We start from the raw sequence: 13,218 nt of genomic DNA, 5'->3' as shown, positions 1-13,218 counted from the left end.
GCGAAACTCCTCAAAGCTGCCACTTCGGAAAGCAGGAACTGGGGAGTACGTCAATGTCGCAGGAAACCGTCGCAACCCGCCTGGGCCCGCCCCCGGCGCGAAATCTGATTACGCGTTTACCGTCGTTGACCGGAGCACGTTTCATCGCGGCCGGAATGGTTTTTGTCTTTCACACGATCGTGCTTTATCCATTCGCCTCACCGGGCGCCCAGACCACCTCGGACACGCTGTTCGCCAATGGCGGCTACACCGGGGTGACCTTCTTCTTCATCCTCAGCGGCTTCGTCCTCACCTGCGCCGTGCGGCCACGGGACACCGCGCCGAAGTTCTGGCGCAGACGGTTCTTCAAGGTCTACCCCAACCACCTGATCACCTTCCTGGCCGCGCTCGTCATCCTGACGGTGATCACCGGCACGGCCGTCCGGGGCTGGGACGGCGTGCTGAACGTGCTGCTGCTGCAGAGCTGGCACCTCGCTCTCGACGTCCGCGTCGGCTTCAACGTGGTGGCCTGGTCGCTGTCCTGCGAGGTGCTGTTCTACTTCGCCTTCCCGTTCCTCATCAAGCTGGTCAACAAGGTCCGGCCGGAGCGGCTGTGGTTCTGGACAATCCTTTCGGCCGCCTCGGTGCTGTCCATCCCGAGCTTCGCCAAGCTGCTGCCGGCCGGCACGCCGTTCCCGTACGGCTTCAGCGACTGGGAGCTGTGGTTCGTCTTCCACGTCCCGGCGGTGCAGCTGCTGACGTTCGTCTTCGGCATGTTCCTGGCCAAGGTCGTGCTCGCCGGGCGGCGGCTCCCGTTGAAGCTCGGCGGAGCGGTCGCGCTGACCGTCGGCGCCTACTTCGTCACCCCGTTGTTCGGGCCGCTCTACCAGTTCAGCGCGATCATGGTGGTTCCACTCGGCCTGCTCATCGCCGCCGGCGCGACCGCCGACCTCGACCGGCTGCCGACGTTCCTCGGCAGCCGGCCGATGGTCTGGCTGGGCGACATCTCGTTCGCCTTCTACATGTGGCACTATCCCGTGCTCGTCGCCGGCCATCACTGGCTGGGCGCGGGTGAGAACTGGAGCACGGCGACCGCGGTCGCCGTGATCATTCTGCTGTTCGCGGTGTCACTCCTGCTGTCCTGGGCGACCTTCAAGTTCGTCGAACAGCCCATCATGAAGCGGTTCGCCGCTTCCCGCCGCAGGCGCGGCACGGCCGTGGTCACGCCCATCCCGGCCGGTGACCAGATCGACCGGGCCGCCTAGCGCGGCAGCCGCGCGAAAGGGGCGCCGGGAGCGATCCGGGCGCCCCTTTCGTCACGATCGACCTCCGCCCACCACTGGGTGCGGCTGTCGATCACCTTTGCCTCTAGCGTCCTGCGCCGGAAATTCGTGCCTTGAGTCTGCGTGGGGCTGAAGGGGACTTTCCCCTCATCTCACGCGGTGAAGGGCGCTTTACCCGCATCGCATGCGGTGAAAGTCCCCTTCAGGCACGAATCAACGACTCGGGACACTACCGTCCATTGTGGATCAGCGCCGACGGTGGCGGCATCGCCGCCCGGTGCCAGGCGTTGCGCGTCCAGGGGCGCAGTCCAGGGTTCCCCGAGCGCGGCGGCGGTGTCGGAGTGGTGAAGCCCTTGGTGTGATCCTCTTCCCTTGACGGGAAGCAAGATCAACCAAGGGCTCCGTAATCATCCGGGGTGCCCGATCGAGCCCCAGGACTATGAAACTCAAGTCAGGAGAGGGCGCCGGTGTCGACAACGAAGCGGTAGCGGACGTCGGAGGCCAGGACGCGTTCGTAGGCGGTGTTGATGGCGTCGGGAGTGATGACCTCGATGTCCGCGGTGATGTCGTGGGCGGCGCAGAAGTAGAGCATTTCCTGCGTCTCGGCGATGCCGCCGAACAGGGAACCGGCGAGGGTTTTGCGGCCCATGACGAGGGAGAAAGCGGGCAGGGCGAGGGCCTCGGCGGGGATGCCGACGTTGACCAGGGTGCCGCCGGGGGCCAGCAGCGACAGCAGGGCGGCGAGATCGGGGGGCGCACTGAGGGTGCTGATCATGAGGTCGAACTGACCGGCGAGGTTGGCGAACGTGTCGGGGTCGCTGGTGGCGTGGTAGTGGGCAGCGCCGAGGCGCATGCCGTCCTCGAGCTTCTTCAGGGTCTGGGACAGCACGGTGACCTCGGCGCCCATCGCGACGGCGAGCTTGACGCCGACGTGCCCGAGGCCGCCCAGTCCGACCACAGCGACCTTCTTGCCGGGACCGGCGCCGTAGCGACGCAGCGGGGAGTACATGGTGATGCCGGCACACAGCAGCGGCGCGGCCCCGGCCGGGTCGAGGCCTTCGGGGATGCGGAGCACGAAGTCCTGGCCGACCACGATCTTCCCGGAGTAGCCGCCCTGGGTGACGGTGCCGTCGGCGTCGATGCCGCCGTAGGTGCCGACCATGCTCGCGCAGTCCTGCTCCTGGCCGGTCCGGCAGCTCGCGCACTCCCCGCAGGACCTGACCATGCAGCCGACCCCGACCCGGTCTCCGGGCGAGAACCGCGTCACCTCCGCTCCGACAGCGGCGACGGTCCCGATGATCTCGTGGCCGGGCACCAGCGGGTAAGGCTGCGGCCCCCACTCCCCGCGCACGATGTGGATGTCGGTGTGGCAGATCCCGCAGTACGCCACGTCGATCAGCACGTCCTGCGGCCCGGCCTCGCGCCGGGTGATCGTCTCCGCCCCGAGGGGGGCGCCCTCGGCCGATGCGGCAAACGCGTCAGTGGTGAACAAGGCTCAACACTCTCCTCACGGGCTCTTACAACCAACGGCACCATCGAGTCAACCAGCCCCGCCCCCGCGCCCACGTATTCCAAATTGCCGAACGAGGTAGCGAAAACCGAGCTGTCCGGATCTACGGAATGACCTCCACGAAGACCGCAGTGGAGAAGTTGCCGGAGCGACCGATCGCCACGATGCTTTCAGCATGGCCACACAGGGGTCTACCTACTAACGCGAAGGGGGCGTTGTGCCCACGCGAGAAAAATGGGAAGTGCTGGTCAGGCGAAACGATATCGCCGCGAGCGAAATCCGGGTCCCGATCCTTGGTGAGCTGCAGCCTGGCGAGGTCCGGCTCGAGATCGAGAAGTTCGGCCTCACAGCCAACAACGTCAGTTACGCGAAGTTCGGCGACGGGAACATCATTCCGTTCTGGAACGCGTTCCCCGGTCCACCGGAGTTCGGCCGGGTGCCGCTCTGGGGTTTCGTGCGCGTCGCGGAGTCCCGCAACGCCGACATCCCGGTGGGCAGCCGCTACTTCGGCTATGTGCCGATGGCGAGCCACCACACCGTGCAAGCGGAAGCCACGCCACGGGGTTTCCTGGACAAGTCGCCGCAGCGCGGGTTCCTGCATCCCTGGTACCTGACCTTCCAGCACGCCGGCGAACCGGATGACCTGGACGACTTCCGCGCGCTCATGCGCCCCGTGTTCCCGGCTTCCTTCAACCTCGCCGGCCTGGTCGAACGGCAGGCCGCACTCGGCGCGAAGTCGCTGATCGTCACCAGCGCTTCCTGCAAGACGGCGATAGGCATGGTCGACGAGCTGCGGGAGCGACAGGTCGATATCGCGGCCACCGCCATCACGTCCTCGGGCAACAAGGAATTCGTCGAGAGCCTGGGAATCTACGACGAAGTGGTCGCTTACGACGCCATCGAATCGGCTACCGTGACGGCGCCGGCCGTCCTCGTCGACTTCACCGGCGCAGCCAAGTTGCTCCACGCGGTATACCAGGAATTCGCGCCGTCGCTGTCCTGCGGCGTGCTCATCGGCTTCAACCACCCGGATCCGGGCGACCAGGCGCCGGCCGGGCTGCCCGATCCGCAGCCGGAGCTCTTCTTCACGCCGATGGTCGAAGACCAGGCCATCGCCGAGGAGGGAGCGGACGCGTACTACTCCCGGTACCACGAGTCGGAAACCCGGTTCCTGCGGCGAATGGCATCCTGGCTTGGCATCCGGCACGGGCAGGGGCCTGCCGAGGTGGCCGACGCGTTCCGGTGCCTGCTCACCGGAGACCAGGCGCCGGATGTGGGCCGCGTCCTGACGCCATGACCAACCTCCATCACCTTTCTTGAATCAGAAGAAACCAGCGACGCCTGATGGGCGTCGCTGGTTTCTTTGTCAGGCTGCCGCCTGCGACAACAACAGAATATTCCGGCAACTTCCTGATTGCGCCGATTCGGAGCAGCATGCAAGACGTCAGCGGCACGGACAGTGCGGATGATAAATGGGATTCCTGCATACAACTGGAGCTCATGCACTATCCGAGTTCCATCATGCACGGAATCATGGGCTGACCTTTGTACCTTTCCGGTGTCGTCGGCAGTGTGGAGTAAGAAATGGATGAGTGCCCGTACGTTCTGGACCGGAGCGGCAGTGACCTCCACGGGGAGGCGAGGAACCTGCGCGCCCGCGGCCCGGTCACCCGTGTGGAACTGCACGGCGGATACACCGCCTGGTCCGTGACCGGTTATGAGATCGCGAAGCAGCTGCTCGTCGATCCCCGGATCGCGAAGAACACAAAGGACAACTGGCCCGAGTTCCGAGAAGGCAAGGTGCCGCAGGACTGGGAGCTCTACACCTGGGTCGGCATGGACAACATGCAGACCAGGGACGGGCAGGAACACGACCGTCTGCGCAAGCTCGTCGCGCAGGCGTTCACCGGCAGGCAGGTGGCGAAGTCCCGGCCGATCATCGAGGGCATCGTGAACCGCCTCCTCGACGATCTGGAGACGGTGCCCGCCGACGAGGTGGTGGACATCAAGGCCAGGTATTTCTACCCGCTGTCGACCATCCTGGTCTGTGACCTCCTGGGTATCCCGGAAGCGGACCAAGAGGCCATGCTGCACGGCGCCGTCGTGAACGCGAAGACGACGAATACCGCCGAAGAGTCCGAGGCCAACCTCCACCAGTGGCAATCCGCGATCGGCAGGCTGGTGGAGACCAAACGCCGCGAGCCGGGTGACGACCTCACCACGATCATCATGAAGGCGACGGAAGACGACGAGGCGCCACTCACCGACGACGAGGTCGTCGGCTCGGTGCACCTGCTTATCGGCGGTGGCACGGAAACCACGTCCAACGTCCTGTGCTACACGGTCGTCGACCTGCTCACGCACCCGGAACAGCTGGCCATGGTCCTCTCCGGCGCCGCCAGCTGGGAAGCCGCGTGGGAGGAGGAGGTCAGGAAAGACGGTGCCGTCGGCTCGATGCCCTTCCGCTGCGCGACCGAAGACATCGAGATCGGCGGGGTGACCATCGCCAAGGGCGACCTGGTGCTCATCAACTACTTGGCGGCGGGCCAGGATGTCGAGAAGTACGGAGAGACGGCCGCGGAGTTCGACATCACCCGTGCGGACAAGAGCAACCTCAGCTTCGGTTACGGGCGGCATCGCTGCCTCGGTCCGGCGCTGGCCACCATGGAGGCGATGGTCGCGCTGCCGGCGTTGTTCGAACGGTTCCCCGACCTCAAGCTGGCCGTGCCGGCCGCCGAGCTGAAGCCCGCGGCGACGTTCATCTTCAACGGGTACGCGGAAGTCCCGCTGTTGTTGAAAGGCTGAAGCGCCGAAGCGAGAACCCCGCCTCCTTCCCCGGCGGGGTTCTCGTCGTATCCAGTTCTCGCGTTGGGTTCCTACCGCGGCAACGCCGAATTCGGAGACTTCAGCGACGCGCGCAGCAACTCCCGGTATTCGTCGACCATCGCGATGATGGTGGACTCATCGAAATCAAGACTGTTGAACTTCACGAGACCCACCACGTCCCCGGCCGGATCCAGGTCGAAGTCCCACAGGTTGCCGTCCGGGATTTCCCCGGTGTCGACAGACGAGGTCACGCGCCGACGGAGCGCCGTACAGCAGATATCGCCGAAGCCCTCCGCTTCCGGTTCCGACGGGAACTGGGAGACCTGGAACGCGGTGACGACGCTGTTCACATTCATGGTCGGACCTCGCATCAGTTCCGGTTCGGACTGAGCGATGATCTCGTTGAACGGCAGCTCGTAGGAGTACGCCTCGAGCAACGCGGCACGGGTCCGGTGCACGAGGTCGGCGAAGGACCCACAGCCGGACAAGTCGGTCCGGATCGGCAGGAAGTTGAACAACGCTCCCACTGTGTGGTCGAAACCGGGCTCTGTGCGCCCGGCCGTGATGATCGGCGAGACGATGTCACGCACGCCTGTCCTGCGGTACAGGAACAGGTTGAAACAGGTATAGAGAACCATGAACGACGAGCTGTTCAGCGACTTGGCCAGCGACGTGGTGGCGTCGGCCAGCTCCCGGTCGAACAGGAACCGGTACACCGAATAGACCGGCGGGACATCCAGCCGCCGGGGCTGGTCGGTGGGGAGGGTGAGGATGTGCCCGCCCGCCAGCTTGGTCTGCCAGTACTCGCGCGCGATGCCGGCGGACTCGCTGTGGCCAGCCTGCTGCTGCCAGTCCGCGTACTCGCCGTACTGGCGCATCGCCGGCAGCCCGGGTGCGGGCAGCCCGCGACGTGTCGCGTAGCAGATGGTGAAGTCGCGCATGATCACGTGCATGGACCAGCCGTCACTGACCAGGTGACTGGCGACCAGCACGAGCACCGCATCGTCGTCGTCGAATCGTCCCAGTGTGGCTTGCAGCAACGGCATTTCCGTGGCAGCGAGCCTACCGGTCCGGTCGACCTCGTTGAGGAACTCGTGCGCCAGGCGCTCGCGGTCGGCCTGCCCCGCTGCCGACGGAAGGTCGACAACCGTGAGGTGCACCGGACTCGGCGGGTAGACGCGGGCATGGGGGGCATCGGTGTCCCTGATGATGGAAGTACGGAGCGCCTCATGCCGTGCGACGACATCGTTCAGCGCGAGCTGCACGATCGTCATGTCCAACTGCCCGTGAATGCGCCAGCCTGCCGTGACGATCATCCTCGGGCCGAATACGCCGACGTCATTGCCCCGGTCGAAGGCGTACAGGAATTCCTCGTTGGCCGAAAGCGGACGTCTGACTCTCTCGTCGCCAGTCCTCGGGATTTGCTCTTCGATGGTCATTGGCTGTCGTCCATTCCGGCGGTCGCCATGACGTCGTTCGCACCGCAGGACTCAGCCGCGATAGGACGGAAATTCATTTCTGAACTCGCTTTCTATGGCTCGCGAAGCGCGACCTATGCCAGTGCGGGCCGGTCAGGCCGCGCTCGACCCGGGTACTTGGTGCGCTTCAACGCTGTCGTACAGGTGCTTGATGTTCGAGCTGCCGAACGATGTCGCACCCTCCCGCTCGATGATCTCCAGGAACAGCGTGCCCCGCGGGTGAACGGACTTGGCGAAGATCTGATAGAGCTGGCCGTCGTGATCCTCGTCCACCAGGATGTTCAGGTCCCGCAGCTCATCGGCGGAATACTTCTCCGGCCGCACCCGGTTGGCGAGCGCGGTGTAATAGGCGTCCGGAGTCGTCAGCAGCCCGATGCCATCGTCGGCGAGCCGCCGCACCGTGGTGAGGATGTCCGTGGTGCTGAAGGCCATGTGCTGCACGCCAGGGCCGTCGTTCTCTTTGAGAAACCTGTCGACCTGGCCGACCGCCATGCTGGTGTCCGACTGGACGAGCGTGAACGTGACCGCACGCGACTTGCTCTGGATGACCTTGATGAACATCGCCTGGTCGCCGGTGACGATCCGCTCGGTGAGGACGAGGTCGAAATCCAACGCCCGCTGGTAGTACTCGACGGTCTCGTCGAGCCGGCCCGGCTCGACGGGAACCGCGAAATGGTCCACCCTGCGCAGCCCGCCCCCCTTGGCGGAACCATGGCCGGGCACCGCGACGAGGTCGCGCACGTCGGCTACCGCCGAGTCGTCCGGTCGTTGGACGAAGGTGTGCGTCACGTCGCCGAAACCGGCGATCGTCGCGGTGGTCACCGCGCCCTTGGTGACCGGCGCCATGACCGGCCGCACGCCGCGCCGCACGGCCTCGGCGAACGCCGCGGCGGCGTCCGGCACCCGGATGCCGATATCGCCGATACCGTCCCCGTGCCGTTCCACATAGGCGTGCGCGGGATGATCCCCGTTCGATTCGGTGAGCAACAGGTCGATCTCGCCTTGCCCGACGTTGACCGTCCGCGTCGTTCCGTCCGCCGGGGCCGACTTCGCGCGCACCGCGAAACCGTAACCGTCGACGAGCCAGGCGAGGTTCCTTTCGATATCGTCCACGTACAGCTCGACATAGTCGATGGCCATATCCCGGAGTACGTTCTGCACGGTCTCCAACCTCCCATGGGCTTGCGTTCGGTGCCTGGCGTCTCGCGTCGGCCAGTGTCACTCACCCCTGAGAATCGCAAAGCCGGGCCGGCATTGTCCTCTCTAATGTTGCCCGCGTCGGCGGGCTGACAACGCAGGACCGGAGAAGCCGCAGGCATATCCCCGAACGCATACTGGCCACAAGGTGATCAGCCGCGGGAGGCGAAACGGTTTGTCGACTCAATTGAACGTGGAAGCGCTGCACGGTTCGCTCGCCGATCCGGCCATCTCGTCGATGAATCTGCTCAACGAACTGATCGACGAATATCCCGCGGCCATTTCCATGGCGGCGGGCCGTCCGTACGAAGAGTTCTTCGATGTCCGCCTCATCCACGACTATCTCGACGCCTACTGCGAGCATCTCCGGCACGGTCGAAAGCTGGCTGAAACCGCGGTCACCCGCACACTTTTCCAATACGGGGCAACGAAGGGCGTCATCGCCGAGCTCATCGCCCGCAACCTCGCCGAAGACGAGGGCATCGACGCCGCCCCTGAATCCGTGGTCGTCACCGTCGGCTGTCAGGAGGCCATGTTCCTGGTGCTCCGGGCGCTGCGGGCGGACGACCGGGACGTGCTGCTCGCTCCCGCCCCCACCTACGTCGGGCTGACCGGGGCGGCGCTGCTCACCGATATCCCCGTCTGGCCGGTCCGGTCGGACGAGAACGGGATCGACCTCGATGACTTGACACACCAGGTGAAACTGGCCCGCGAGGCGGGCAAGCGGGTCCGGGCTTGTTACGTGACACCCGATTTCGCCAATCCCACCGCTACCAGCATGGATCTGCCCTCCCGCCATCGTCTGCTCGATATCGCCCAGGATCACGGGATCCTGCTCCTGGAGGACAACGCCTACGGCCTCTTCGGCTCCGAACGACTCCCGTCGCTGAAATCCCTCGACCGATCCGAGTCGGTGGTCTACCTCGGCTCCTTCGCCAAAACCGGCATGCCCGGCGCCCGCGTCGGCTACGCCGTCGCCGACCAGCAGATGGCCGGTGGAGGACTGCTCGCCGACCAACTCTCGAAACTCAAAGGCATGCTCACCGTCAACACCTCCCCCATCGCCCAAGCCGTCATCGCCGGGAAACTCCTCCTCAACGACTTCAGCCTGACCAAGGCCAACACCCGAGAGATCGCCATCTACCAGCGCAATCTCCGCCTCACCTTGAGCGAACTCGACCGCAGGCTCGGCCCGCACACCGAAGTCACCTGGAACACCCCGACCGGCGGCTTCTTCGTCACCATCACGGTCCCGTTCGTCGTCGACGACGAACTACTGGAACACGCCGCCCGCGACCACGGCGTGCTCTTCACCCCCATGCACCACTTCTACGGCGGCAAAGGCGGCTTCCATCAACTCCGACTGTCCATCAGCCTGCTCACGCCGGAGCTGATCCAAGAAGGCGTCACCCGGCTCGCCGCCCTCATCATCGGACGCCTCCACTGATCCCGGGGCGGTCGCACAACCGTGGAGACGCGGTATCCGCCGCTCCGCTCGATGCTCGATCCACCGGGACACCGCCGGCGCCCGCCGGCGGGCCAAGCCTGTAGTGCTGGAGGGTGTGGAAATCATGGTCATCGTCATGGCTACCGATGCGGCGGCCGGAGATGTCGAGGCTGTCGTCGAACGGGTGGAGGCGGCGGGCGGCGACGCCTTCGTCAGCCGCGGCGTGAGCCGGGTCGTCATCGGGCTGGTCGGCGACGTCGACCGGTTCGACGCGCTCAACCTCGGCGGGATGCGGGGGGTGCAGAGCGTCAACCGCATCTCCGCCAAGTACAAGCTGGTGAGCCTCGAGCACCACCCGGAACGGTCCACGGTGCACGTCCGCGGCGTGCCCATCGGTCCGGACACGGTCACCCTGATCGCCGGGCCGTGCGCGGTGGAAACCCCCGAGCAGACCCTGGAAGCGGCGCGGATGGCCCAAGCCGCGGGCGCGACGTTGCTGCGCGGTGGCGCGTTCAAACCGCGCTCGTCGCCGTACGCTTTCCAGGGCCTCGGTGAGCTCGGTCTGCGGATCCTGGCCGACGTCCGCGCGGAGACCGGACTGCCGGTGGTCACCGAGGTGGTCGCGGCCCACGACGTCGAGATGGTCGCCGGGTACGCGGACATGCTGCAGATCGGCACCCGGAACATGCAGAACTTCGGGTTGCTGCAGGCGGTCGGCGAGGCGGGCAAGCCGGTGCTGCTCAAGCGCGGCATGAGCGCGACCATCGAGGAATGGCTGATGGCCGCCGAATACATCGCGCAACGCGGCAACCTCGACATCGTCCTGTGCGAGCGCGGTATCCGCACCTTCGAGACCGCCACCCGCAACACGCTCGACATCTCGGCGGTGCCGGTCGTCCAAGGACTTTCGCATCTGCCCGTCATGATCGACCCCTCGCATTCCGGAGGGCGGCGGGATCTCGTCCTTCCCCTTTCACGGGCGGCGATCGCCGTCGGCGCGGACGGCGTGCTCATCGACGTCCACCCGCATCCCGAGCAGGCGAAATGCGACGGCCCGCAAGCACTCGTGGCCGAGGATCTGCGTCGGTTGGCGAAGGAGATCGACGCGCTGACCGGAGTGGTCGGGCGACGACCGTCGAACTGGTGGAATCGGCGTCTCCTCGCCGGCTGAACCCCGAGTCCATGAAGGACTCCTTGAGGGACCCTGGGTCTCTCAAGGAGTCCTTCACGGACTTCCGCCTGACTCAAGCTCGGCCGACGGGTACCCGGTTCGCGGCCGCCTGGACGGTCAGTTCGACGAGCCTGGCGCCGACGTCGACGACGGGCAGGTCGCAGGCGGCGGTCACGAAGGGCAGTACGGCCGTGAAATGCGTACACGCCAGGACGACGGCGTCGAGGCCGAGGCGCTCGGCGAGACGCAAGGTGGTCGGCAGATGCGAGCCGTCGAACGCCGCCGCCGGGTCACCGGCCTCGATCCCGCGGACCAAGGCGGGATCCGACACCCCGAGCATCCGGTGGCCGGGGGCGACCTGCCCGGCGGTCCGCTCGACGCCGACGACGGCGTGCGCGTTCCCGGTGACCACCAATGACGAGCGCAGCTCCGGGAACAGTTCCCGGTAGACGGTGACGGGTGAGACCACCGGCAGCGCCGAGCTGTCGTGGTCCACCACGGCGGACAGCGAATTGCAGAACAGCATCGCCAGCTCGGTTCCCCGTGCGTGCAGCTCGTCGAGACGGGCGTGGAACGCCGCCGACAGCACACCGGGCGCCCGGTACTGCAAGGAATCCTGCTCGTCCGGTGAACCGGCCATGGCGTACGGGACCGTCCTCAGTCCCTTGGCCCGCAACAACTCGGCGCCCAGGCCGGAGTCATAGGGCGTGCCGGCGATGACCGCCACCGCGGGCGTCGCATCGTCCATCGTCATCGAGTCTCCGTCCCCGCAGGTGTCCTCTCCGTCGATGGTTCCAGCCGGGACGGGCCGCTGACTTCCTCCGGCGTGCCGTCAGCGGAGCGCGATCACCTTGCCGGGGTTGAAGATCCCGTCCGGGTCGAATGCCAGCTTCACCGCCCGGTGGATCCTCATGCCGACGGGGCCGATCTCACGCGCGAGCCAGTCTCGTTTGAGCAGGCCGACGCCGTGCTCACCGGTGCAGGTTCCGCCCAGCGAAAGGCCCAGCCGCATGATTTCGTCGAACACCAGCCGCCCACTGTCCATACTGGACTGATCTGCCCGGTCGACCACGATGACCGGGTGCAGGTTCCCGTCGCCGGCGTGTCCGACCACGCCCACCAGTACACCGTGCCGTGCCGATATCTCCTCGACGCCGGCGACGAGGTCGGCGACCCGCGTCCTCGGCACGGCGACATCGTCCACGACGAGACCGCCGCGGCCACTGGGAAAAGCTTGTACCGCGAGGTGTTCCATCGCCGGGTGAGCCAGCCGGCGAGCGCTGGTCAACGCCTGGGCCTCGAGCGCGTCCTCGGCGACGTACAGCTCGCTCGCGCCCGCCGACCGGCAGCAGTCGGCGATCGCGGCGAGGTCGGTCGCGGCGTGGGTGTCCGTGGCGATCAGCAACATGGCCGCGGCCTCGGTGTCCAGACCCTGCGGCCGATACGCCTCGATCGCCCGCAGATGCGTGCGATCGAGCAGCTCGAGCATGCTGGGCACGTGGCCGGCGGCGATGACCGACGAAACCGCTCGCCCGGCCGCCGCCACCGTCGGGTACACCGCCACCATGGTGCGGGCCGCCTCCGGCGCGGGCCGGAGCCGGACGGTGATCTCGGTGATGATCCCGAGCGTGCCCTCTGACCCGACGAAGAGACCGGTCAGGTCGTATCCGGCGACCCCCTTCACGGTCCGGCGGCCGCAGCGCAGGATCTCGCCGTCGGCGAGCACGACTTCCAAGCCGAGCACGTACTCGCCGGTGACACCGTATTTGACGCAGCACATGCCACCCGCGTCGGTCGACACGTTGCCGCCGATCGTCGAGGACTCGAAGGAGCCGGGGTCCGGCAGGTAGGCGAGCCCCTCCTTGGCGGCGGCCCGGCACAGCTCGGCGTTGACCACGCCCGGTTGCACGACCGCGATCTGTTCGTCCGGGTCGATCTCGATGATCCGGTTCAACCCGGTCAGCGACACGACGAGGGCGCCGTCGACCGCGTTGGCCCCGCCGGTCAGCCCGGTGCGCGCGCCCTGCGGGACGACCGGCAACCGGTGTGCGGCGGCCACCCGCACGGTGGCGGCGACCTCCGCGGTACTCCGCGGACGCACCACGGCGAGCGGCGTACCCGCGTCACACAGGTCGGCCTCGTCCCGGCAGTGGGCGGCCAGCACGTCAGGATCGGTGAGCACCCGGCCGGCGGGCAGGACCGCCAGCAGATCGTCGATCGGAAGTCCCATGGGAGCCAACGTAACCCGCCCGTCCGGTATGACTCCAGCCCACCGGCGCGAACACCGCATTCGCGCGGAGGTCGTGTCTCGGGCGAGACGGCGGACT

The 13,218-nt window shown here is 66.7% G+C and carries 11 protein-coding genes; 6 read left to right on the top strand and 5 right to left on the bottom strand.

Going from position 1 to position 13,218, the window contains the following annotated elements:
- Positions 1 to 53: 53 nt before the first annotated feature.
- Positions 54 to 1,244 carry an acyltransferase family protein gene (locus BKN51_RS29395; RefSeq protein WP_101610724.1) on the top strand — a complete coding sequence of 397 codons (1,191 nt, stop codon included), beginning with the start codon at positions 54 to 56 and terminating at the stop codon, positions 1,242 to 1,244.
- A 469-nt stretch (positions 1,245 to 1,713) separates the two neighbouring features.
- Here the strand turns inward: BKN51_RS29395 and BKN51_RS29390 are convergent, their stop codons facing one another.
- On the bottom strand, positions 1,714 to 2,754 hold the full coding sequence (locus BKN51_RS29390) for an NAD(P)-dependent alcohol dehydrogenase (protein WP_101610723.1): 1,041 nt from the start codon (positions 2,752 to 2,754) through the stop codon (positions 1,714 to 1,716).
- 235 nt (positions 2,755 to 2,989) lie between these two features.
- Here BKN51_RS29390 and BKN51_RS29385 point away from each other — a divergent pair, with 235 nt between their 5' ends.
- Genes BKN51_RS29385 through BKN51_RS29375 form a run of 3 tightly spaced genes read left to right on the top strand, consistent with a single transcriptional unit; the run spans position 2,990 to position 5,577 of the window.
- The gene (locus tag BKN51_RS29385) at positions 2,990 to 4,069 is read left to right on the top strand and encodes a DUF2855 family protein (RefSeq protein ID WP_101610722.1); all 1,080 of its coding nucleotides are present in this window, start codon (positions 2,990 to 2,992) and stop codon (positions 4,067 to 4,069) included.
- Positions 4,070 to 4,116: 47 nt separating this feature from the next.
- Complete coding sequence (locus tag BKN51_RS29380) at positions 4,117 to 4,314, top strand: hypothetical protein (RefSeq protein ID WP_101610721.1); 198 nt, start codon at positions 4,117 to 4,119, stop codon at positions 4,312 to 4,314.
- A 42-nt stretch (positions 4,315 to 4,356) separates the two neighbouring features.
- Positions 4,357 to 5,577 (top strand): cytochrome P450 family protein, encoded by a 1,221-nt coding sequence (locus BKN51_RS29375; RefSeq protein WP_101610720.1) that lies wholly within the window; start codon positions 4,357 to 4,359, stop codon positions 5,575 to 5,577.
- Between the two features lie 71 nt (positions 5,578 to 5,648).
- Here the strand turns inward: BKN51_RS29375 and BKN51_RS29370 are convergent, their stop codons facing one another.
- Both BKN51_RS29370 and hppD read right to left on the bottom strand, forming a co-directional pair.
- Positions 5,649 to 7,037 (bottom strand): condensation domain-containing protein, encoded by a 1,389-nt coding sequence (locus BKN51_RS29370; RefSeq protein ID WP_101610719.1) that lies wholly within the window; start codon positions 7,035 to 7,037, stop codon positions 5,649 to 5,651.
- A 132-nt stretch (positions 7,038 to 7,169) separates the two neighbouring features.
- The gene (gene hppD, locus BKN51_RS29365; protein WP_233222948.1) at positions 7,170 to 8,237 is read right to left on the bottom strand and encodes a 4-hydroxyphenylpyruvate dioxygenase; all 1,068 of its coding nucleotides are present in this window, start codon (positions 8,235 to 8,237) and stop codon (positions 7,170 to 7,172) included.
- 211 nt (positions 8,238 to 8,448) lie between these two features.
- On the opposite strand from hppD, the gene BKN51_RS29360 reads away from it, so the two are divergent.
- Both BKN51_RS29360 and aroF read left to right on the top strand, forming a co-directional pair.
- Positions 8,449 to 9,720 (top strand): aminotransferase-like domain-containing protein, encoded by a 1,272-nt coding sequence (locus BKN51_RS29360; protein ID WP_233222949.1) that lies wholly within the window; start codon positions 8,449 to 8,451, stop codon positions 9,718 to 9,720.
- A gap of 136 nt (positions 9,721 to 9,856) precedes the next feature.
- Positions 9,857 to 10,891 carry a 3-deoxy-7-phosphoheptulonate synthase gene (aroF, locus tag BKN51_RS29355; protein WP_233222950.1) on the top strand — a complete coding sequence of 345 codons (1,035 nt, stop codon included), beginning with the start codon at positions 9,857 to 9,859 and terminating at the stop codon, positions 10,889 to 10,891.
- A 73-nt stretch (positions 10,892 to 10,964) separates the two neighbouring features.
- Here aroF and BKN51_RS29350 read toward each other — a convergent pair whose 3' ends face one another.
- Entirely contained in the window at positions 10,965 to 11,645 is a 681-nt protein-coding gene (locus tag BKN51_RS29350) for a glutamate racemase (protein ID WP_101610716.1), read from the bottom strand.
- Positions 11,646 to 11,723: 78 nt separating this feature from the next.
- On the bottom strand, positions 11,724 to 13,121 hold the full coding sequence (locus BKN51_RS29345; RefSeq protein ID WP_101610715.1) for an FAD-binding oxidoreductase: 1,398 nt from the start codon (positions 13,119 to 13,121) through the stop codon (positions 11,724 to 11,726).
- Positions 13,122 to 13,218 lie beyond the last annotated feature (97 nt).

It is taken from the genome of Amycolatopsis sp. BJA-103, from assembly GCF_002849735.1.
In the GTDB taxonomy this organism is placed as follows: domain Bacteria; phylum Actinomycetota; class Actinomycetes; order Mycobacteriales; family Pseudonocardiaceae; genus Amycolatopsis.
Note: the sequence above shows the minus strand (reverse complement) of the source record. Positions and strands in the feature narration are given on the sequence as shown.

Excerpts from the sequence above, each read along its gene's own strand:
- BKN51_RS29395 (WP_101610724.1), top strand. The coding sequence starts at position 54 with ATGTCGCAGGAAACCGTCGCAACCCGCCTGGGCCCGCCCCCGGCGCGA.
- BKN51_RS29380 (WP_101610721.1), top strand. The coding sequence starts at position 4,117 with ATGGGCGTCGCTGGTTTCTTTGTCAGGCTGCCGCCTGCGACAACAACA.
- BKN51_RS29375 (WP_101610720.1), top strand. The coding sequence starts at position 4,357 with ATGGATGAGTGCCCGTACGTTCTGGACCGGAGCGGCAGTGACCTCCAC.
- BKN51_RS29370 (WP_101610719.1), bottom strand. The coding sequence starts at position 7,037 with ATGACCATCGAAGAGCAAATCCCGAGGACTGGCGACGAGAGAGTCAGA.
- aroF (WP_233222950.1), top strand. The coding sequence starts at position 9,857 with ATGGCTACCGATGCGGCGGCCGGAGATGTCGAGGCTGTCGTCGAACGG.
- BKN51_RS29350 (WP_101610716.1), bottom strand. The coding sequence starts at position 11,645 with ATGACGATGGACGATGCGACGCCCGCGGTGGCGGTCATCGCCGGCACG.
- BKN51_RS29345 (WP_101610715.1), bottom strand. The coding sequence starts at position 13,121 with ATGGGACTTCCGATCGACGATCTGCTGGCGGTCCTGCCCGCCGGCCGG.